Consider the following 26,458-nt stretch of genomic DNA (forward strand, 5'->3'; position numbering starts at 1 on the left):
ACTCTTGCTATTTATATTCCCATTTTAATTTCAATTTACTATATAAATTAGGGCGCATTACACGCTTATATCTGACTATTCTGAAATTAATAAACGTTTTATTTATTTTTAATAAATAAGGTGCGAAGGGAATTCGCCCTACCCTGCGTTTCGTTTTCCTGCCACAACGCTTAATTCGAATTCCCATTGCTCCTATGGATTGAGAGTGAGCATAAACACTATGAACTCTAACTCTGGAAGCTCTACGCCTGTTATCGGTGAAATCACAGCGGCTACAGGTACAGTCATTGTTATTAAACCGGATGGAACTAAAAAAGTTCTCGAAAAAGGGTCAAAAGTTTATCTTAATGACCGGGTTGTTACGGAGAATGGGGGGTCTGTTGTTATTACAACAGCCAGCAACCAGGTCATGGAACTGGGTGCACAGCAGCAACTTATTCTCACTGATAGCATGCTGTCCACAACGAATGATGAACCTGATGAGGATCTGTCTTTTGAGGAAGTTCAGGCTGCTATTGCAGAGGGCGCTGACCCTGCCGCGATTGCACAGGCTGCCTCCGCAGGCGATGAGCCGGGATCATCTGATGAAGGAAGTTCTGATGTTGTAACGATTCAGCGAAAACCCCTTGATATACCGATTATTGAGAATGAAGGGATTTTGCAGAGAGAGTTAAATCCTGATGATGACCCTTCATTAGCAGCTACTGGCTCAGAGGAGACTTCGGCTGCTACCAGCCAGCCTGGTGATCAGCTCGAAGAGGAAGCCGAGGAAGCTGAAGAAGCTGATCGAATTTCCTACAAGCCAATAGCCCAAAGCTCCGAAATGGTTGCCACCGAAGATGCCTCTGTGCTTAAGGGGCAATTGTATGCAACGGATGAGAATCCTGATGAAATAATGACGTTCTCGCTGGTTTCGCCGCCAGAAGCCGGTTCTCTTAGTATTGCTGCTGATGGTTCGTTTGAATTCAGTCCTGAGGGCGATTTTGAATATCTGGCAGAAGGTGAAAGCCAGACAGTTACTTTTGTTTTTGCGGTAACCGATCCCCAGGGAAACACGAGTCAATCATCCGTTGAGATCAAAATAGAAGGCGTCAATGATACACCTGAGGTAGAGGCGCCGATCATTCTTGATGCCACTCAGAATGATGCCAGCATTAACTTGAACCTCCTGCAGAATGCCAGTGACATGGATGTCACTGATGAACTTTCAGTCACCAGCCTACGACTGGTTTCCGGTAATGAAGCTGGCATCAACATCGGTGAAAATGGTTCTGAGCTGGTTATTGATCCTGAGGCTTATAAGTATCTTGCTGTCGGAGAGACAGAAACCCTTACCTATGAATACCGGGTAACGGATCCACAGGGAGATTACACCACCCAAACCGCTACCATTACTCTGGCGGGAAGTAATGACCTTCCGGTGATTGATAATGCCATTGTACTGAGTACTGACCAGAACTCGGCATTACAGGATATTGATTTACTCGCAGGTGCCAGCGATGTTGATGGTACAGATACGATCAATGTGGTGAACTTGCAGCTGACCGCCGGTGATCCGGTAGGCATCAGTATTTCGGACGATGGCAATAACCTGTCACTGGATGCGTCCAATTATGACCATCTGGCGGAAGGTGAATCAGAAACACTCGAATACACCTATGACATTGATGACGGTCATGGTGAAACGGTCAGTCAGACCGCCTCAGTAACGATCGAAGGTCGCAACGATGCACCTGAAGACGTACAGCTTAGCAATACTGCCGTTGATGAAAATGCTACAGGCGCTGTTATAGGCACTCTCTCAACTACAGATATTGATGTTTCTGATACTCATACCTACACAGTGGATGATAACCGGTTTGAAATTGTAGATAACGAACTCCGGCTAAAAACCGGTATCTTCCTTGACCATGAAACAGAAGAAACCGTCACCGTTAACGTTACCACGACAGATAACAACGGAGCTGCTTTTACTGAGCCATTTACTGTCAATGTCAATGACATTAATGAAGCACCCGAAACTTCCGCCAGTTCTCAAACCATACCGGAAGACAGCCTGTATCGCTTTAAACTTACCGATTTTCCCTACAGCGATACGGATGATGGAGACATTCTTGAATCGGTATTTATTGACGCGCTGCCCGCCAAAGGTGTTATTGAGTTGGATGGTCGTGCAATCAGTGCCGGTGATGAAATCAGTCGTGCAGACATCGAAGCGGGCAAGCTGACCTTCCTGCCTGATGCCCATGAAAGTGCTACGGATTATTCCAGCTTCCAGTTTCGGGTACACGACGGTGAGCTTTCATCATTCCCTCAGGCATTTACCTTCTCTGTCACCCCGGTTGTCGATGCTGCTGAGCTGTCGTTGAATCTTCCAGATGCTGCGGCAGTTTACTCAGACCCCGCTTATGACTACAGCATCAGCAGCCTTGAGGATGTACCCTTATCATTAGAGCTAACTCAGTCTCTGGTAGACACTGACGGTTCCGAAAGCATCAGTTTAAAACTGTCAGGTTTGCCTGCTGACAGCGTTTTAACAGATGGCACCAACACTGTTACGTCTGACGGCAGTGATCTTGATATCAGCAACTGGCAGCTCAACCAGTTGCAAATGACGCCCCCGGCTAACAGCAATACAGACTTTACGCTGACATTTACTTCTACAACCACTGAGTCTGCAACCGGAGAAACAGCTTCCGTCGCCAAGAGTCTGCATGTTGATCTGATTCCGGTTAATGATGCTCCTGAAACGGTCAGTACTGCAGCAACGATTGATGAAGATACGCCCTATATTTTCTCATCCAGTGATTTTGCATTCACCGATATTGATACCGGGGATGCCTTTGAGCGTATACAGATTGCTGAGCTTCCTGTTGCAGGGAAGCTGTTATACAACGGTTCAGAGATTACCGTTGGCCAGGATGTATCAAAGCTTGATCTTCTTGCAGGACGTTTAAAATTTGAGCCGGACCTTCATGAAAATGGTGCGAACTATGCATCCTTTGAATTTAAAGTCAGCGACGGAGAGCTTCTTTCTGAAGCTGTCAGTTTTGGTTTCAATGTTACACCGGTCAACGATGCTCCTGTCGTTGATGGCTACGCTGATAACAATAACCTGATCATTGAAGAAAACAGTGTCAATGGCTCAGTGGTTGCGACCATCAATGCCACCGACATTGAAGGCGATACTCTGACCTACAACCTGACAAACGATGCTGACGGACGCTTTGTTATCAACAGCAGTTCCGGAGAAATCACTGTTGCCGATGGTTCCCGCCTGAATCACGAAGACAGTGCCAGTCACTCTATCACGGTAAAAATCAGCGATGGCGAGGGTGGAGTCACCACCAGAAACTACACGGTTGATATTTCCGACCAGAGTGAAGCCGCCCTTATCGACGGTGAAGATGCTAGCAGTGTCACAGAAGACGATGCCAGTATGCTGACAACCAATGGCATTCTGGATCTAACGGAACAGGACGAAGGTGAAGACAGCTTCGTTGCAGAAACAGTTACTGGCAGTTATGGCTCCCTGACCATTGATGCTAGTGGCAACTGGAGCTATTCGGCGGATAACAGTCAGTCAGCTATCCAGGCACTGGGCGACGGTGACAGCCTGACGGAAACCATCACGGTTAAGTCTTTTGATAACACCACCCACGATATCGTCATTACCCTCAACGGTACCAACGATGACGCAGTGATTGGTGGTGTTGATACCGCCTCGATAACGGAAGACGACGCGGCCACATTAACCGCTTCTGGTGCGTTGACCGTTTCTGATACCGATACTGGCGAAGCCAGCTTCGCTGCAGAAACGGTCAGTGGTAGTTATGGTTCCCTGACCATTGATGCCAGTGGCAACTGGAGCTATTCCGCAGACAACAGTCAATCAGCTATCCAGGCACTGGGCGACGGTGACAGCCTGACAGAAACCATCACGGTTAAGTCCTTTGATAACACCACCCACGATATCGTCATTACCCTCAATGGCACCAACGATGCGGCAGTGATTGGTGGTGTTGATACCGCCTCGATAACGGAAGACGACGCAGCCGCATTAACCGCTTCTGGTGCGCTGACTGTCAGCGATACCGATACCGGCGAAGCGAGCTTCGCCGCAGAAACGGTCAGTGGTAGTTATGGCTCCCTGACGATTGATGCCAGCGGTAACTGGAGCTATTCCGCAGGCAACAGTCAATCAGCTATCCAGGCACTGGGTGATGGTGACAGCCTGACAGAAACCATTACGGTTAAGTCCTTTGATAACACCACGCACGATATCGTCATTACCCTCAACGGTACTAACGATGCGGCAGTGATTGGTGGTGTTGATACCGCTTCGATAACGGAAGACGATGCGGCCACATTAACCGCTTCCGGTACACTGACTGTCAGCGATACCGATACTGGCGAAGACAGCTTCGCCGCAGAAACGGTCAGCGGCACTTATGGCTCCCTGACGATTGATGCCAGCGGTAACTGGAGCTATTCCGCAGACAACAGTCAGTCAGCTATCCAGGCACTGGGCGACGGAGACAGCCTGACGGAAACCATTACGGTTAAGTCCTTTGATAACACCATCCACGATATTGTCATTACCCTCAACGGTACCAACGATGACGCAGTGATTGGTGGTGTTGATACCGCCTCGATAACGGAAGACGACGCAGCCACATTAACCGCTTCTGGTGCGCTGATGGTTTCTGATACGGATACCGGCGAAGCCAGCTTCGCCGCAGAAACCATCACCGGCAGTTATGGCTCCCTGACCATTGATGCCAGTGGCAGCTGGAGCTATTCCGCAGACAACAGTCAGTCAGCTATCCAGGCACTGGGCGACGGTGACAGCCTGACGGAAACCATCACGGTTAAGTCCTTTGATAACACCACGCACAATATCGTCATTACCCTCAACGGTACCAACGATGCGGCAGTGATTGGTGGTGTTGATACCGGCTCGATAACGGAAGACGACGCGGCCACATTAATGGCTTCTGGTGCGTTGACCGTTTCTGATATCGATACCGGCGAAGCCAGCTTTACTGCAGAAACGATTAGTGGCACTTATGGCACCCTGACCATTGATGCCAGTGGCAACTGGAGCTATTCCGCAGACAACAGCCAGTCAGCTATCCAGGCGCTAGGCGACGGTGACAGCCTGACGGAAACCATCACGGTTAAGTCCTTTGATAACACCACGCACAATATCGTCATTACCCTCAACGGCACCAACGATGCGGCAGTGATTGGTGGTGTTGATACCGCCTCGATAACGGAAGACGACGCGGCCACATTAATGGCTTCTGGTGCGTTGACCGTTTCTGATATCGATACCGGCGAAGCCAGCTTTACTGCAGAAACGATTAGTGGCACTTATGGCACCCTGACCATTGATGCCAGTGGCAACTGGAGCTATTCCGCAGACAACAGTCAGTCAGCTATCCAGGCACTGGGTGATGGTGACAGCCTGACGGAAACGATCACGGTTAAGTCCTTTGATAACACCACGCACGATATTGTCATTACCCTCAACGGTACCAACGATGCGGCCGTCATAGGTGGTGTTGATACCGGCTCGATAACGGAAGACGACGCGGCCACATTAACCGCTTCCGGTGCGCTGACTGTCAGCGATACCGATACCGGCGAAGCCAGCTTCGCCGCAGAAACGGTCAGTGGCAGTTATGGCTCCCTGACGATTGATGCCAGCGGTAACTGGAGCTATTCCGCAGACAACAGTCAATCAGCTATCCAGGCACTGGGCGACGGTGACAGCCTGACGGAAACCATCAGCATCAAGTCATTCGATAACACCACGCACAATATCGTCATTACCCTCAACGGTACCAACGATGACGCAGTGATTGGTGGTGTTGATACCGCCTCGATAACGGAAGACGACGCAGCCACATTAACCGCTTCTGGTGCGCTGATGGTTTCTGATACGGATACCGGCGAAGCCAGCTTCGCCGCAGAAACCATCACCGGCAGTTATGGCTCCCTGACCATTGATGCCAGTGGCAGCTGGAGCTATTCCGCAGACAACAGCCAGTCAGCTATCCAGGCACTGGGTGATGGTGACAGCCTGACGGAAACGATCACGGTTAAGTCCTTTGATAACACCACGCACGATATTGTCATTACCCTCAACGGTACCAACGATGCGGCCGTCATAGGTGGTGTTGATACCGCCTCTGTCATGGAAGACGACGCAGCCACATTAACCGCTTCCGGTGCGTTGACCGTTTCTGATACGGATACCGGCGAAGCTAGCTTCGCCGCAGAAACCATCACCGGCAGTTATGGCTCCCTGACGATTGATGCCAGCGGCAACTGGAGCTATTCCGCAGACAACAGTCAATCAGCTATCCAGGCACTGGGTGATGGCGACAGCCTGACAGAAACCATCACGGTTAAGTCCTTTGATAACACCATCCACGATATCGTCATTACCCTCAACGGTACCAACGATGACGCAGTGATTGGTGGTGTTGATACCGCCTCGATAACGGAAGACGACGCAGCCACATTAACCGCTTCTGGTGCGCTGACTGTCAGCGATACCGATACTGGCGAAGCCAGCTTCGCCGCAGAAACCATCACCGGCAGTTATGGCTCCCTGACCATTGATGCCAGTGGCAACTGGAGCTATTCCGCAGACAACAGCCAGTCAGCTATCCAGGCACTGGGTGATGGTGACAGCCTGACGGAAACGATCACGGTTAAGTCCTTTGATAACACCACGCACGATATTGTCATTACCCTCAACGGTACCAACGATGCGGCCGTCATAGGTGGTGTTGATACCGGCTCGATAACGGAAGACGATGCGGCCACATTAACGGCATCCGGCAAGCTCGATATCACCGATGTTGATACTGGCGAGGCTGCCTTCTCAGCAGAAACAGTTTCTGGAACCTATGGTTCACTGACTATTGATGCTGATGGCAACTGGAACTACGAAGCCGACAACACCCAGAGCGCTATCCAGGCACTGGGCGACGGTGACAGCCTGACTGACACCATCACCGTTCAGTCGGTGGATGGTACGAGTAAAGACATCACGGTCACCATCAACGGCAGCAACGATGTTGCGGTGATTAGCGGCACAGAGGCAGCCTCAGTCACTGAAGACGACGCAGCCACATTAACGGCATCCGGCAAGCTCGATATCACCGATGTTGATACCGGCGAGGCTGCCTTCTCAGCGGAAACTGTCTCTGGTACTTACGGTAATCTCACCATCGACGCCGGCGGCAACTGGAGCTACGAAGCCGACAATACCCAGAATGCTATTCAGGCATTGGGCGACGGTGACAGTCTGACAGATACCATCACGGTTCAGTCCGTTGACGGCACAGCTAAAGACATCGTTATTACCATTAATGGCAACAATGATGTTGCGGTGATCAGCGGTACAGAGTCTGGCTCGGTTACTGAAGACGAAGCCGCCATATTAACTGCATCCGGCAAACTCGATATCACCGATGTTGATACCGGCGAGGCTGTCTTCTCAGCGGAAACTGTCTCTGGTACTTACGGTAATCTCACCATCGACGCCGACGGCAACTGGAGCTATTCAGCAGACAACACCCAAGATGCTATTCAGGCATTGGGCGACGGTGACAGTCTGACAGATACCATCACGGTTCAGTCCGTTGATGGCACAGCTAAAGACCTCGTTATTACCATTAATGGCAACAATGATGTTGCGGTGATCAGCGGTATAGAGTCTGGCTCGGTTACTGAAGACGAAGCCGCCATATTAACTGCATCCGGCAAGCTTGATATCACCGATGTTGATACCGGCGAGGCTGTCTTCTCAGCGGAAACTGTCTCTGGTACTTACGGTAATCTCACCATCGACGTCGACGGCAACTGGAGCTACGAAGTCGACAATACCCAGACAGCTATTCAGGCACTGGGCGACGGTGGCAGCCTGACAGACACCATCACCGTTCAGTCGGTGGATGGTACGAGTAAAGACATCACCATCAATATTAACGGCACCAATGATGTTGCAGTGATCAGCGGTACAGAGTCTGGCTCGGTTACTGAAGACGAAGCCGCCATATTAACGGCATCCGGCAAGCTCGATATCACCGATGTTGATACCGGCGAGGCTGTCTTCTCAGCGGAAACTGTCTCTGGTACTTACGGTAATCTCACCATCGACGCCGACGGCAACTGGAGCTACGAAGCCGACAATACCCAGACAGCTATTCAGGCACTGGGCGACGGTGACAGCCTGACAGAAACCATCACGGTTAAGTCCGTCGATAACACCACGCACAATATCGTCATTACCCTCAACGGCACCAACGATGCGGCAGTGATTGGTGGCGTTGATACCGCCTCGATAACGGAAGACGATGCGGCCACATTAACCGCTTCCGGTACACTGACTGTCAGCGATACCGATACTGGCGAGGCTGCCTTCTCAGCAGAAACCGTTTCTGGCAGTTATGGTTCACTGACTATTGATGCTAATGGCAACTGGAACTACGAAGCCGACAACACCCAGAGCGCTATCCAGGCGCTGGGCGACGGTGACAGCCTGACTGACACCATCACCGTTCACTCGTTGGATGGCACTGCTAAAGACATCGTTATTAGCATTAATGGCACCAACGATGCGCCCGAGCTGACAGGTACTCTGGAAGATCAGACGACGGCGGAAGAAACCGCATTCTCTTACACCATTGATGCGAATGCCTTCACAGATGCAGAGGGTGAGAGCATTACCTACTCGGCCAGTCTCAATAACGGCGATCCATTGCCTGACTGGTTAAGCTTCGATGCCGCCACCCGAACCTTCAGTGGTACACCGGATGATGCCGACCTTGGTACCCTTCAGGTGACCGTCACCGCCAGCGACGGTGCCTTAAGTTCGTCTGCTGATGTCAGTATCACTGTCACCGGTGTTAATGACACTGCCGTGATTACCGAAGTCGCAGTGCCTAATCCGGATGTGGTTGCAGCCTATGACATGAGCAGCAACAGTGACATTTCCGGTCATAATCACGATGTGACCTTTGGCAATGGTGCTGTTATTGCCAATGGTGCGGTTGACCTAAATGGTGCCGGAGGCAACCTCGGTGCCATCCAGATGGGCGGTGCAATCACTATCGCAACGTCGTTTACCTTCGACAGCTTCCATGGCTGGGCGCGTATTGTCGATTTTGGTAACGGCGGTGGCGGAGACAACATACTCATAGGCACTACCAGTGAAGGGTCGCTGGGCGTTGACATTTACCGCAGTGGCGAAGGTGCCAAATTCCTCAGGGTCAATGACTTCTACGAACTGGGAGAAGAGTTCCACGTCACACTGACCGTTGACGACAATGGTCATATGCGCCTGTACAAAGACGGCGTACTGATGGGTGAAAACGCCAACGGCCATACACCCAATGATGTGGTGCGAACCAACAGTTACATCGGTCAAAGTAACTGGGCAGAAGCCAATACCGACGGCTCCATGAGCGACCTGATACTGCTGAACCATAGTCTTGATGCTAATGGCGTCAATGACCTCTACACATCGGTCAGCAACAACGACTTCAGTGCTTACTCAGCATTAACCACCGACTATGCCGTCACAGAAGACAACGCTGCGACACTGGCGACCTCTGGCAAGCTGGATATTACCGACGCTGATGCGGGTGAAGAAAGCTTTACTGCAGAAACCATCACCGGCACTTACGGCGACCTGACCATTGATGCAGAAGGTAACTGGAGCTACGAAGCCGACAATACCCAGAATGCTATTCAGGCACTGGGCGACGGTGACAGCCTGACCGACACCATCACCGTTCAGTCGGTGGATGGTACGACCAAAGACATTACCGTCACTATTAACGGCACTAACGATGTTGCGGTGATTACTGGCGTAGAGACTGCCGCAGTCACTGAAGACGACTCAGCCACCTTAAGTGCTTCCGGCAAACTCGATATCACCGATGTTGATACCGGCGAAGCTGTCTTCTCAGCGGAAACGGTTTCTGGTACTTACGGCGATCTCACCATCGACGCTGACGGCAACTGGAGCTACGAAGCCGACAGTACCCAGTCAGCCATCCAGGCACTGGGCGACGGTGACAGCCTGACCGACACGATCACCGTTCAGTCGGTGGATGGCACGACCAAAGACATCATCGTTACCATTAACGGCACCAATGATGTTGCAGTGATCAGCGGTACAGAGTCTGGCTCGGTCACTGAAGACGACGCAGCCACATTAACGGCATCCGGCAAGCTCGATATCACCGATATTGATACCGGCGAGGCTGTCTTCTCAGCGGAAACGGTTTCTGGTACTTACGGCGATCTCACCATCGACGCTGACGGCAACTGGAGCTACGAAGCCGACAGTACCCAGTCAGCCATCCAGACACTGGGCGACGGTGAGAGCCTGACAGATACCATCACGGTTCAGTCGGTGGATGGCACAAGCAAGGACATCACCGTTACTATTAACGGTACCAACGATGTTGCAGTGATCAGCGGCACAGAGTCCGGCTCGGTCACTGAAGGCGACGCAGCCATCTTAAGTGCTTCCGGCAAGCTCGATATCACCGATGTTGATACCGGCGAGGCAGCATTCTCAGCGGAAACCGTTTCTGGCTCTTATGGCGACCTTACCATCGACGCCAACGGCAACTGGAGCTACGAAGCTGACAATACCCAGACCGCTATCCAGGCACTGGGCGACGGTGACAGCCTGATAGACACCATCACCGTTCAGTCGGTGGACGGTACGACCAAAGACATTACCGTCACTATTAACGGCACTAACGATGTTGCAGTGATTAGTGGCGCAGAGACTGCCGCAGTCACTGAAGACGCCGCAGCCACATTAACCGCTTCCGGCAAACTAGATATCACCGATGTTGATACTGGCGAGGCTGCCTTCTCAGCAGAAACAGTTTCTGGTTCTTATGGCGACCTTACCATCGACACCGACGGCAACTGGAGCTACGAAGCTGACAACACCCAGTCAGCTATCCAGGCACTGGGCGACGGTGACAGCCTGACCGACACGATCACCGTTCAGTCGGTGGATGGCACGACCAAAGACATCATCGTTACCATTAACGGCACCAATGATGTTGCAGTGATCAGCGGTACAGAGTCTGGCTCGGTTACTGAAGACGAAGCCGCCACATTAACCGCTTCCGGCAAGCTCGATATAACCGATGTTGATACCGGCGAGGCTGTCTTCTCAGCGGAAACCGTCTCTGGAACCTATGGTTCACTGACTATTGATGCTGATGGTAACTGGAACTACGAAGCCGACAACACCCAGACCGCTATCCAGGCACTGGGCGACGGTGACAGCCTGACTGACACCATCACCGTTCAGTCGGTGGATGGCACAAGCAAGGACATCACTGTCACCATTAACGGCAGCAACGATGCTGCGGTGATTAGTGGCGCAGAGACTGCCGCAGTCACTGAAGACGACGCAGCCACATTAACGGCTTCCGGCAAACTCGATATCACCGATGTTGATACCGGCGAAGCTGTCTTCTCAGCGGAAACGGTTTCTGGTACTTACGGCGATCTCACCATCGACGCTGACGGCAACTGGAGCTACGAAGCCGACAGTACCCAGTCAGCCATCCAGGCACTGGGCGACGGTGACAGCCTGACCGACACGATCACCGTTCAGTCGGTGGATGGTACGAGCAAAGACATTACCGTCACCATCAACGGTACCAACGATGCTGCAGTGATCAGCGGTACAGAGTCCGGCTCGGTGACTGAAGACGCCGCAGCCACATTAACCGCTTCCGGCAAGCTCGATATCACCGATGTTGATACTGGCGAGGCTGTCTTCTCAGCGGAAACGGTTTCTGGCTCTTATGGCGACCTTACCATCGACGCCGACGGCAACTGGAGCTATTCAGCAGACAACACCCAAGATGCTATTCAGGCATTGGGCGACGGTGACAGCCTGACAGACACCATCACCGTTCAGTCGGTGGATGGTACGAGTAAAGACATCACCATCACTATTAACGGCACTAACGATGCTGCGGTGATTAGTGGCGTAGAGACTGCCGCAGTCACTGAAGACGACTCAGCCACATTAACCGCTTCCGGCAAACTCGATATCACCGATGTTGATACCGGCGAAGCTGCCTTCTCAGCGGAAACCGTTTCCGGTTCTTATGGCGACCTTACCATCGACGCCGACGGCAACTGGAGCTACGAAGCTGACAACACCCAGTCAGCTATCCAGGCGCTGGGTGACGGTGACAGCCTGACCGATACCATCACCGTTCAGTCGGTTGATGGTACGAGTAAGGACATTACCGTCACTATTAACGGCGTCAATGACGCTGCCGTCACAACACAGGTTGACCTTGGCAGCACCAACGAAGATACCGCGATAGTTATCACCAAAGACCAGCTGTTAGCCAACGCATCCGACGCTGATGGCGACACCTTAAGCGTCAACAGTCTTGCACTGGCTGATAACAGTCATGGCTCTCTGGTGGACAATGGCAACGACACCTGGACGTTTACGCCGGCTGCTGACTTTAACGGTGATGATGTTGCGTTTACCTACAACGTTAATGATGGTTCTGTCGATACCGCAGGTAGTGCAGTTATTGATGTTGCAGCTGTTAATGACGCACCTGATGTGACCAGCCCGGCTCCGGATCAGCTGGACTTTACCTGGGGTGGCAGCAGTATCGGTAACTCAGCGGGTAGCTATGCATTCCCGGATGACTACCAGATGGGTGAATCCGTCTGGTTAACCATGTCGGATAATACCCATACAAAAGCGGTTCAGATCGAGATTAATGAGAACGACAGTGGCACCCTGACAGTCAGGACTCTGCAAGCTAAATACACAGATACAAGTGTATGGAATGGTCTTACGGAAGCCCAGCAAACCACGTATTTTGATACATCAGGCATACCTTTTTCTGTTTCAACATCCGACAGTCAGTCTGGTTATGGCATAAAAGATATCTCCATAAATGGCGGCGAAGTGGTAACAGGCTTTGTGGACACCATCACCGGTCAGGATGTAGTGCCTCCCTATCATTTCCGCATTGATGAAAACAGTATTGACGGAGCCGTGGTTGCACAAGTCAATGCAGCGGATATTGATAACGACACACTGACCTTCAGCCTGACCGATGACGCAGGCGGACGGTTTGCTATTGATGCCAGCACAGGTGAGATCAGTGTTGCAGACGGCTCCCTGCTGAACCATGAGGCAGAGGACTCACACTCCATCACCGTACAGGTGGACGACGGTAATGGTGGTGTAACAGAAAAGAGTTACACCCTGAGCGTTAACGATATCAATGATGCACCGTTGCTCGACTCCCATGTATTAATTGACGAAGTCACAGCGGCTTTCAGCTTTGACGATACCACCGATGCCACTGGCAACGGGCATAGCCTGACCCTGAGTGGCAGTGCCACCCTGGGAACGGGTCATGATGGTTCGGGTACCGCTTTTGAAATGAATGGCACTAGCGGTGGCGGTGAAATTGAAGGGTTGGTGACAGGTGGAGCTATGTCGGTGTCTACCTGGGTAAGGTATGACAACTTCAACCAAAACTATATCCGAATTTTTGATTTTGGTGATGGGCAAGCTGATAACAATATTCTGTTGGCGCGTAACAATGACGACCTTCGCCTCCATATTGTCAACGACCCGAACGTAGGTGGGATTCAGGTTGCGGTTCAGGACTTTTTCACGGTGGGTGAGTGGGTACACGTTACAGCGACCATAGCCGATGATGGCACCATAAGTCTCTATAAAAACGGTGAGCTGGCGGGAGAAATGGCAGGCATTGTCCCTACTGAAATGGTTCGGAACAATAACTACATCGGTAAGAGTAACTGGGATCAGAATGGTTACCTGGATGGTGCTGTCGACGAGTTTGCGGTCTACAGCAAAGCGCTCAGTGCCGCTGAAGTACAGGCGGTCTTTATGGCCAGTGATGTCGATAACCAGCTCGGTCACTCAATGCACATTCAGGAGAACAGTGCCGATGCGACAGTGGTTGGCACTGTGTCCTCTCAGGATGAAGATAACGACAGTGTTACCTACTCGCTCACAGACGACGCTGGCGGACGTTTTGCTATTGATGCGTCAACGGGTGAAATCACCGTAGCCAATGGCGCACTGCTTGATCATGAGGTGGCGGACAGTCATACGGTGACGGTTGAGGCCAGTGACGGCAGTGCCAGCTCAACCCAAACTTATACCGTTTATGTAACCGATTCTAACGATGCAGCGTTGACCAGCACGGTAGACTTGGGTGCCACTGATGAAGGTAATTCTATTGTCATCACCGAAGCGCAATTGCTGGCCAATGCCAGCGATGTGGACGGTGATAGCCTCAGCGTTAACAGTTTAGTCTTGGCTGATGCGGGTCAGGGTACCCTGGTGGATAACGGTGACAGTACCTGGACGTTTACGCCTGCTGCTGACTTCAATGGCAACGATGTAGCCTTTACCTATAACATCAACGACGGCACAGTGGATACTGCAGGCAATGCTTTGATTGATGTGCGTGCGATAAACGATGTGGCCGTAACCAGCACCGTAGACTTGGGTACCACGGATGAAGACACGGCCATCATCATCACCGAGGCGCAATTGCTGGCCAATGCCAGCGATGTAGACGGTGATAGCCTCAGTGTTAACAGTCTGGCTCTGGCTGATACGGGTCAGGGCAGACTGGTGGATAACGGTGACAGCACCTGGACGTTTACGCCTGCTGCTGACTTCAATGGCAACGATGTAGCCTTTACCTATAACGTCAACGACGGCGCAGTGGATACTGCAGGCAATGCCCTGATTGATGTGCGTGCGGTGAACGATGCAGCTGTGACCAGCACAGTTGACCTTGGCAGCACCAATGAAGATACCGCAATTGTTATCACCAAAGACCAGCTGTTAGCCAACGCATCAGACGTTGATGGCGACACTTTAAACGTCAACAGTCTTGTACTGTCTGATAGTAGTCATGGCACTCTGGTAGATAATGGTGACGACACCTGGTCGTTTACACCTGCGGCTGACTTCAATGGTAACGATGTTGCCTTTGCCTATAACGTCAACGACGGCACAGCGGATACTGCAGGCAATGCCCTGATTGATGTGCGTGCGGTGAACGATGCAGCTGTGACCAGCACAGTTGACCTTGGCAGCACCAACGAAGATACCGCAATTGTTATCACCAAAGACCAGCTGTTAGCCAACGCATCAGACGTTGATGGCGACGCCTTAAGCGTCAACAGTCTTGCACTGGCTGATAACAGTCATGGTTCTCTGGTGGACAATGGCGACGACACCTGGACGTTTACGCCTGCTGCTGACTTCAATGGTAACGATATAGAATTTACCTACAGCATAAACGATGGCTCCGGGGATACCGCAGGCAGTGCCGTTATTGATGTGACGGCAGTGAATGACGGACCGGACTTTGCTCCTGTCGGCCTGGTTCAACTGGACTTCACCTGGGCGGGAGGCAGTTTAGGCGAGGGTTCCGGTAGCTACACATTCCCGGAGAATTATCAGTTAGGCGAGTCGCTCTGGATAGCCAGACCGGGCTCTCCCCATATAAAAGCGGTTCAGATTGAGATCGCTGAGAACGACAGTGGCACCCTGACGGTCAAGACACTCCAAGCTAAATACACCGAGACCAGCGTATGGGATGGCCTGACAGAAGCCCAGCAAGCCACATATCTTGATACCTCCGGTACTTCTCAACCTGTTGCCACATCCGGTGATGAATCGGGATATGGCATAAAGGATATTTCCATTAACGGTGGAGAGACCGTATCGGGCTTTGTGGATAACCTCTCCGGCACCGATGTAGACATTAATGCCGACCGTCTCTACCTGAGGGTTGATGAAAACAGCTCTGACGGCACTGTTGTTGGCCAGGTCAGTGCGACGGATACTGAAAACGACACACTGACCTTCAGCCTGACAGATGATGCAGGCGGACGGTTTGCCATCGATGCTGCTACTGGCGAGATCAGTGTTGCAGACGGCTCCCTGCTGAACCATGAGGCAGATGCCTCACATACCGTCACCGTGCAGGTGGACGACGGTAACGGTGGTGTGACAGAAAAGAGTTATACCCTGAGCGTTAACGATATCAGTGAGACAGCCGTGATTGACGGCACCAATGCCGCTACCGTCACAGAAGATAATGCTGCCACTTTGACCGTTTCCGGTGCCTTGACTGTTGCTGATGAAGACGCTGGTGAAGCTGGCTTTACCGCCGAAACGGTGACCGGAACTTATGGTTCTTTGACTATCGACTCTGATGGCAACTGGAGCTACTCAGCGGACAATACCCAGACCACTATCCAGGCACTGGGCGACGGTGACAGCCTGACTGACACCATCACCGTTCACTCGTTGGATGGCACTGCTAAAGACATCGTTATTAGCATTAATGGCACCAACGATGCGCCCGAGCTGACAGGTACTCTGGAAGATCAGACGACGGCGGAAGAAACCGCATTCTCTTACACCATTGATGCGAATGCCTTCACGGATGCAGAGGGTGACAGCATTGCCTACTCGGCCAGTCTCAATAACGGCGATCCATTGCCTGACTGGTTAAGCTTCGATGCCGCCACCCGAACCTTCAGTGGTACACCGGATGATGCCAACCTTGGTACCCTTCAGGTGACCGTCACCGCCAGCGACGGTGCCTTAAGTTCGTCTGCTGATGTCAGTATCACTGTCACCGGTGTTAATGACACTGCCGTGATTACCGAAGCCGCAGTGCCTAATCCGGATGTGGTTGCAGCCTATGACATGAGCGGCAACAGTGACATTTCCGGTCATAACCACGATGCGACCTTTGGCAATGGTGCTGTTATTGCCAATGGTGCGGTTGACCTAAATGGTGCCGGAGGCAACCTTGGTGCCATCCAGATGGGCGGTGCAATCACCATAGCAACGTCGTTTACCTTCAACAGCTTCCATGGCTGGGCGCGTATCGTTGATTTTGGCAACGGTGCAGGATCGGACAATATTATAATGGGTACCACCAGCCAGGGAACACTGGCGGTTGATATTTATCGGGGTGCCAGAAGTGTTAAAAGCATCAGTGTAGACAACTTCTACGAACTGGGTGAAGAGTTCCATGTCACTCTGACGATCGACGACAACGGTCACATGCGTCTGTATAAAGATGGCGCATTAATGGGCGAAAATGCCAATGGTCATACACCGAACGACCTGGTTCGCACCAACAGTTACATTGGTCAAAGCAACTGGGCAGAAGCCAATACCGACGGCTCCATGACCGACCTGATACTGCTGAACCATAGTCTTGATGCTGATGGCGTCAATGACCTCTACACATCGGTCAGCAACAACGACTTCAGTGCTTACTCAGCATTAACCACCGACTATGCCGTCACAGAAGACAACGCTGCGACACTGGCGACCTCTGGCAAGCTGGATATTACCGACGCTGATGCGGGTGAAGAAAGCTTTACTGCAGAAACCATCACCGGCACTTACGGCGACCTGACCATTGATGCAGAAGGTAACTGGAGCTACGAAGCCGACAATACCCAGAATGCTATTCAGGCACTGGGCGACGGTGACAGCCTGGCCGACACCATCACCGTTCAGTCGGTGGACGGTACGACCAAAGACATTACCGTCACTATTAACGGTACCAACGATGTTGCAGTGATCAGCGGCACAGAGTCCGGCTCGGTCACTGAAGACGACGCAGCCACATTAACGGCATCCGGCAAGCTCGATATCACCGATGTTGATACTGGCGAAGCCACCTTCTCAGCGGAAACCGTTTCTGGTTCTTATGGCGATCTTACCATCGACGCCGATGGCAACTGGAGCTATTCAGCAGACAACACCCAAGATGCTATTCAGGCACTGGGCGACGGTGACAGCCTGACAGACACCATCACCGTTCAGTCGGTGGACGGTACGACCAAAGACATCATCGTTACCATTAACGGCAGCAACGATGCTGCGGTGATTAGTGGCGCAGAGACTGCCGCAGTCACTGAAGACGACGCAGCCACATTAACGGCATCCGGCAAGCTCGATATCACGGATGTTGATACCGGCGAAGCCACCTTCTCAGCGGAAACAGTTTCTGGTACTTACGGCGATCTCACCATCGACGCTGACGGCAACTGGAGCTACGAAGCCGACAATAACCAGAATGCTATCCAGACACTGGGCGACGGTGACAGTCTGACAGATACCATCACGGTTCAGTCCGTTGATGGCACAGCTAAAGACCTCGTTATTACCATTAATGGCAACAATGATGTTGCGGTGATCAGTGGTACAGAGTCCGGCTCGGTCACTGAAGACGACGCAGCCACATTAACCGCTTCCGGCAAGCTTGATATCACCGATGTTGATACCGGCGAGGCTGTCTTCTCAGCGGAAACGGTTTCTGGTACTTACGGCGATCTCACCATCGACGCCGACGGCAACTGGAGCTACGAAGTCGACAATACCCAGACAGCTATTCAGGCACTGGGCGACGGTGACAGCCTGACTGACACCATCACGGTTCAGTCCGTTGATGGCACAGCTAAAGACCTCGTTATTACCATTAATGGCACCAATGATGTTGCGGTGATTAGTGGCGCAGAGACTGCCGCAGTCACTGAAGATGACGCAGCCACATTAACGGCATCCGGCAAACTCGATATCACCGACGTTGATACTGGCGAGGCTGCCTTCTCAGCAGAAACAGTTTCTGGAACCTATGGTTCACTGACTATTGATGCTGATGGCAACTGGAACTACGAAGCCGACAACACCCAGACCGCTATCCAGGCACTGGGCAACGGTGACAGCCTGACCGACACGATCACCGTTCAGTCGGTGGATGGTACGAGCAAAGACATTACCGTCACCATCAACGGTACCAACGATGCTGCAGTGATCAGCGGTACAGAGTCCGGCTCGGTCACTGAAGACGCCGCAGCCACATTAACCGCTTCCGGCAAACTCGATATCACGGATGTTGATACTGGCGAAGCCGTCTTCTCAGCGGAAACCGTTTCTGGCACTTATGGTTCACTGACTATTGATGCTGATGGTAACTGGAACTACGAAGCCGACAATACCCAGACAGCTATTCAGGCATTAGGCGACGGTGACAGCCTGACAGACACGATCACCGTTCAGTCGGTGGACGGTACGACCAAAGACATTACCGTCACTATTAACGGCACTAACGATGTTGCAGTGATCAGTGGCACAGAGTCCGGCTCGGTCACCGAAGACAACGCAGCCACATTAGCGGCATCCGGCAAGCTCGATATCACCGATGTTGATACTGGCGAGGCTGCCTTCTCAGCAGAAACAGTTTCTGGAACCTATGGTTCACTGACTATTGATGCTGATGGCAACTGGAACTACGAAGCCGACAACACCCAGACCGCTATCCAGGCACTGGGCGACGGTGACAGCCTGACCGACACGATCACCGTTCAGTCGGTGGATGGTACGACCAAAGACATCATCGTTACCATTAACGGCACCAACGATGTTGCAGTGATCAGCGGCACAGAGTCCGGCTCGGTCACTGAAGACGACGCAGCCACATTAACCGCTTCCGGCAAACTCGATATCACCGATGTTGATACTGGCGAAGCTGTCTTCTCAGCGGAAACCGTTTCTGGTACTTACGGCGATCTCACCATCGACGCCGACGGCAACTGGAGCTACGAAGCTGACAGTACCCAGTCAGCCATCCAGGCACTGGGCGACGGTGACAGCCTGACTGACACCATCACCGTTCAGTCGGTGGATGGCACAAGCAAGGACATCACTGTCACCATTAACGGCACTAACGATGTTGCAGTGATTAGTGGCGTAGAGACTGCCGCAGTCACTGAAGACGACGCAGCGACCTTAACCGCTTCCGGCAAGCTCGATATCACCGATGTTGATACTGGCGAAGCCGTCTTCTCAGCGGAAACAGTTTCTGGCAGTTATGGTTCACTGACTATTGATGCTGATGGCAACTGGAACTACGAAGCCGACAACACCCAGAGCGCTATCCAGGCGCTGGGCGATGGTGACAGCCTGACTGACACCATCACCGTTCACTCGTTGGATGGCACTGCTAAAGACATCGTTATTAGCATTAATGGCACCAACGATGCGCCCGAGCTGACAGGTACTCTGGAAGATCAGACGACGGCGGAAGAAACCGCATTCTCCTATACCATTGATGCGAATGCCTTCACAGATGCAGACGGTGACAGCATTACCTACTCGGCCAGTCTCAATAACGGCGATCCATTGCCTGACTGGTTAAGCTTCGATGCCGCCACCCGAACCTTCAGTGGTACACCGGATGATGCCGACATTGGCACCCTTCAGGTGACTGTTACTGCCAGCGACGGTGCCTTAAGTTCGTCTGCTGATGTCAGTATCACTGTCACCGGTGTTAATGACACTGCCGTGATTACCGAAGTCGCAGTGCCTAATCCGGATGTGGTTGCAGCCTATGACATGAGCAGCAACAGCGACATTTCCGGTCATAATCACGATGCGACCTTTGGCAATGGTGCTGTTATTGCCAATGGTGCGGTTGACCTAAATGGTGCCGGAGGCAACCTCGGTGCCATCCAGATGGGCGGTGCAATCACTATCGCAACGTCGTTTACCTTCGACAGCTTCCATGGCTGGGCGCGTATTGTCGATTTTGGTAACGGTGCAGGATCGGACAATATTATAATCGGTACCACCAGCCAGGGAACACTGGCGGTTGATATTTATCGGGGTTCCAATGATGTAGAAATACTCAGAGTCGAAAACTTCTACGAACTGGGTGAAGAGTTCCATGTCACTCTGACGATCGACGACAACGGTCACATGCGTCTGTATAAAGATGGCGCATTAATGGGCGAAAATGCTAATGGTCATACACCGAACGACATGGTTCGGACTAACAGTTACATTGGTGAAAGCAACTTTAATGAGGCCAACACCAATGGGTCAATGAGCGACCTGATTCTTCTGAATCACAGTCTGGATGCAGATGGTGTTACAGAGCTCTATGAATCAGTCAGCAACAATGACTTCAGCGCTTATGCAGGGCTGACAAATGCCTATGCCGTTACGGAAGACAGCGGCGCAACACTGGGAACATCAGGTAAGTTGGATATCACCGATGTCGATGCTGGTGAGTCGGCGTTTGTGGCAGAAACGGTTTCAGGTACTTACGGTTCTCTGACCATTGATGCCAATGGCAACTGGAGCTATTCAGCGGATAACAGCCAATCAGTCATCCAGGCTCTTGGTGATGGTGACAGCCTGACGGAAACTATCACTATTAAATCTGTTGATAACACCACGCACGATATTGAGATCACTATCAATGGCACTAACGATGCCGCCGTCACAACTCAGATTGACCTTGGCAGTACCAACGAAGATACCGCGATTGTTATCACCAAAAACCAGCTGTTAGCCAACGCATCCGACGTTGATGGCGACACCTTAAGCGTCAACAGTCTTGCACTGGCTGATAGCAGTCATGGTGCTCTGGTGGATAACGGTGATGACACATGGACGTTTACCCCTGCAGCTGATTTTAATGGCAATGACATTGAATTGAGTTACAACGTCAATGATGGTTCAGAGGATACTGCTACCAGTGCGGTTATCGATGTCATCGCTGTGAATGACGCACCTGTGTTTAAACCTGCCGAACTGGTGGCTCATTTCACTCTGGATAACATTACCAGCACAACTTCAACGATCACCGATACGGTGGCGGGGCTGGAAGGTACTGCTGTGGGTACTCTGGAGGAAGGCGTTGGTGAGTCGAAGGACGGAGGGCATGCCCACTTTGACGGTACTCAGGAAATTCAGGTAGCGAGCACCGGTGTCGATGCCGAAGCGTCAGATGTCACGGTTAGCTTCTGGATGAAATGGGATGGAAGCAGCAATGTGATGCCGGTTACGTTTGGGTCTTACGCCCTCTGGATCCAGTCAGGGCGCATTGGTTTCAATACGGGTAATAATGAAATATTCGGAACTTCTTTTAATCAGTTGAGTTTGCCGGAAGGTTCTGTCGGGCTGGCGAATGAATGGCACCATATTACGGCGACTTTCCATGATGGCGACTCAACCCAGTCGACTCTGCGCATCGACGGGATAACTCAGGATATGGGTTTTGTTTTTGGCAACGGTACCAGGCCTGCAAATGCCAATATTCATCAGGGCATGACTATTGGTGGTAATCGTTTTTCAGCTCTTTATGGTTTTAAAGGCGAGCTGGACGATGTTCAAATCTTCGACAGAGCCTTCACGGATGCCGAAGCAACAGAACTTTACAATGCCGCCCGGAACGAATTTCCAGTGGATGAAAATACTACGGCAGGTACTTTGATACTGGATGGCTCAGCTACAGATGTCGACACTGGCGATACGCTTACTTACTCACTGGCCGACGATGCGGGTGGGCGGTTTGTAATAGACAGCCTCACTGGTGAGGTTTCTGTGGCTGAAGGTGCAGACCTGAACTTCGAAGCCATCAATGAGCATAGCCTGACCATCAGGGTAACGGATTCGGGAGGTCTGTTCTCTGATAAAAACATTACGGTCCGTCTGAACGATATCAATGATGCACCGGATCTAATTGGAGACACAGATTCAGGCAATGCCAGTGGTGGCGGTCAGACCATTACCGGAGCCACTAGTGTACTGAGCAATGATTCAGACGAAGATGGTGACAGCCTGACCGTTTCTGATGTGAATGGTACGGCAGTATCTGGCTCAACGGTGATTGCCGGAGTCTTTGGTGACCTGACCATCGCAGAGGACGGTAACTGGACTTATACACCAGCATCCCTTGATCTCGACCTTGAGTCTGACCTGATTGCTCACTGGACCTTTGACGAGGCATCCGGTTCTGTTGCCAGTGATATAGCCCCGGGTGATGCAGAAGCTGATGACATGACTCTGCAGGAGGGTGCACTCTTTGTGGGAGATGGCGTCAATGGCGGGGCGATGGAGTTTGATGGCGGCAGTTCACGGGCATCCTTCGATAGTTCCGTAGAAATAAGTCACTACGATGGCAGTAAAAACCAGCGCACGATTAACTTTGAATTCCAGCTGGATGCTGACAATGACTTGAGTGGCCGGCAGGTTGTTTACCAAGAGGGAGGAGCCGCCAGCGGCTATAACATTTACATCGATAACGGCACACTTTATGTGGGGGCATGGTCAGATTCAAATGGCTGGGATGGTGCCTGGATCAGTGCTGATATCAGTGGTCTGGATTCATCGCAATGGCATCAGGTCGCCCTGGTTCTGAATGCGGATAACAATACAATGGAAGCCTGGTTAGAGGGGCAGTCTATCGGCTCGTCTACAGCCTCTCTGATGGCATCCCATGATTACGGAAGCTTTGGTAGCCTGATCGGAAATACTAAATTTCATGATGGTGACAGCGTCTCGTCTGAAGACTATGGCTTCAATGGCCGTATCGACGAAGCACGCCTCTACGACCGCGCCTTGAGCCATCAGGAAGTCAACGCACTCAAGCAGGAGTTTGAGTCAGACAGTCTGCAGGATATCTTCACCTATACCGTTTCTGATGGTACTGACACCGCCAGTACTACCTTAACCATTGATGTTAACCGGGTTCCGGAAGCATTAAGTGGCACTCTATCGGCTACGGAAGATGGTGGCAGCATTGTGGGGCAGCTTGAAGCTATTGACCATGATACCAGCGACACCCTGACTTACAGCGTTGAAACCCAACCGGCGGAAGGCAGTGTCACCATTAATGCCGATGGCAGCTACAGCTTTCACCCCGGTGCAGATTTCCAGGATCTGGCGCAGGGTGCCACACGAGATGTGACCTTTGACTACCGGGTGACGGATTCACAGGGCGACTCCAGCACTGCGACGGTAACGGTAACGGTGACGGGAGTGAACGACGCTACCGTCACAACACAGGTTGACCTTGGCAGCACCAACGAAGATACCGCGATTGTTATCACCAAAGACCAGCTGTTAGCCAACGCATCCGACGTTGATGGCGATACTTTAAGCGTCAACAGTCTTGCACTGGCTGATAACAGTCATGGCACTCTGGTGGACAATGGCGACAGCACCTGGACGTTTACGCCGGCTGCGGACTTCAATGGCAACGATATTGAATTTACCTACAACGTTAATGACGGTTCTGTCGATACCGCAGGTAGCGCGGTTATTGATGTCGCAGCTGTTAATGACGCGCCAGAAGTGGTCACAGCCCTGACTGAACCGTTCGCTTCAGCAGAAGCTCTGTTCACTTACACACTGCCTGCCGAAGCCTTTAACGATCCGGACGGCGATACCATTACGTTCTCTGCCAGCCTGCCCAATGGTGACCCGTTACCAGACTGGTTAAGCTTTGATGCAGCCACCCGAACCTTCAGTGGTACACCGGAGGTGCAGGATATTGGCTCTCTGGCCGTAGAGATTACGCTGTCGGATGGTTCTGAGACAACTGAGGTACTCTGGTCTATCGAAGTGACTGAAGTCAATGACCCGCCCTTACTGGACTCTCATGTCTTAATTGATGAAGTAGTGGCAGCTTATAGCTTTGACGACAATGATGATGCCACAGGAAACGGGCATAACCTGACGCTGAGTGGCAGTGCTACTCAGGGAACTGGTTATGATGGCTCAGGTACAGCCCTGGAAATGAATGGAACCAGTGGTGCGGCTGAAATAGGCGGGCTGGAAACCGGTGGAGCCATGACCGTGTCTACCTGGGTACGGTTCGACAGTTTTGCCCAGAGCTGGTCCCGGATTTATGAATTTGGTGATGGACAGGGTGATAACAATATATTTTTAGGTCATGCTGGCACCAGCAATGCACTGGCTCTTCATGTTATTAATGATCCAAATGCAGGTTCGTTCACGTTTGAAATACCGGACTTCTTCACAGCTGGTGAGTGGGTACACGTCACGACGACCTTTGCTGCTGATGGCACCATGAGCGTCTATAAAGACGGTGAACTGGTTGAAGCACGAGACGGTGTAGTAATCACTGAGGCGGTTCGGAACAATAACTACATCGGTAAGAGCAACTGGTGGTATGATGGTTATCTTGATGGTGCCATTGATGAGTTTGCTGTGTTTGACAAAGCCCTCAGTGCTGAGGAAGTCAAAGCAGTCTTTATGGTCAGTGATGTTGATAACCAGCTGAACGATGCCCTGCATATTGAGGAAAACAGTGCTGATGCCAGCGTGGTTGGCACAGTATCGGCTCAGGATGTACAGAATGACAGCATTACTTATTCGCTGACAGACGACGCCGGTGGACGCTTTGCCATAAACGCTACAACAGGTGAAATCACCGTAGCGAATGGCGCGCTGCTTGATCACGAGGCTGCAACCAGCCATACCGTGACGGTTGAGGCCAGTGATGGCCGTGCCAGCTCTACCCGGGACTACACCGTTTATGTGACCGATACCAACGATGCGCCCGAAGCCAGCGATAACACCTTGCTTCTCAGTGAGAATGACAGTTACACCTTCAAGGCAAGTGACTTTAATTTCAGTGATGATGACGCTGGCGAGACGCTGCAATCGGTTACCATTACGGCACTGCCTGCATCCGGTTCGTTAATGTTGAGTGGTGCAGCTGTTACCGCTGACCAGGTCATTACTGTGGCAGATATAGAAAATCTGTCCTACGTATCACCGACAACCGATACCGATGTCAGCAGCAGCTTTAACTTTATCGTCAGCGATGGCAACCTGAGCAGCCAGGCACAGACATTCTCCTTGAATGTGAAAGGTTCATTATCTGATAACTTCACCGGAACCGATCAGTCGGAAGTCATTCACGGCACTGGTGGCGCAGATATTGTTGAAGCCGGAGATGGTGGTGATACGCTGATCGGTGGCACAGGAGATGACATCCTGACTGGTGGTGGAGGGGATGACATCCTGACCGGAGGCGACGGTTCGGACAGCTTTATCTGGCATGCGGATGATGTGGGTACGGCAGCCAGCCCGGCAGAAGACACGATTACGGATTTCCACGCCGGGCAGGGTGGTGACGTGCTTGATCTCAGTGATGTACTGGTGGATGAAGAAAACCATCAGCTGGATGAGTACCTGCACTTTAATTTTGCCGATGGTGACACAACCGTAGAAATCAGCAGTGAAGCTAATGGTGATGTGACTCAAAAGGTGACACTGAAAGGTGTCGATTTATCCTCCATGGGCAGTACGGACTCTGAAATCATCAGTAACTTGCTGGATGATGGTAATTTGCAGATTGATCAATAATCGACCTGTAGTGGCTATTCAATCAATGTCTGGCTGTCCATACCTGCGTGGGTCACTGTTCAGTCGTTGACGTTTGAGTTGTTGATGAAAGTTGCAACAAAGTCGCTTTGTTTGAATCTGGCATTAAGCAGGTCTGTCTGCCTG

Annotated in this window: 1 protein-coding gene; it reads left to right on the plus strand. The window is 51.7% G+C overall.

The genetic code is table 11. The features are described 5' to 3' along the window. Positions 1 to 220 precede the first annotated feature (220 nt). The gene (locus tag NX722_RS20335) at positions 221 to 26,314 is read left to right on the plus strand and encodes a VCBS domain-containing protein (RefSeq protein WP_262564683.1); all 26,094 of its coding nucleotides are present in this window, start codon (positions 221 to 223) and stop codon (positions 26,312 to 26,314) included. The last annotated feature ends 144 nt before the right edge of the window (positions 26,315 to 26,458 follow it).

The organism is Endozoicomonas gorgoniicola, from assembly GCF_025562715.2.
GTDB classification, from domain to species: domain Bacteria; phylum Pseudomonadota; class Gammaproteobacteria; order Pseudomonadales; family Endozoicomonadaceae; genus Endozoicomonas_A; species Endozoicomonas_A gorgoniicola.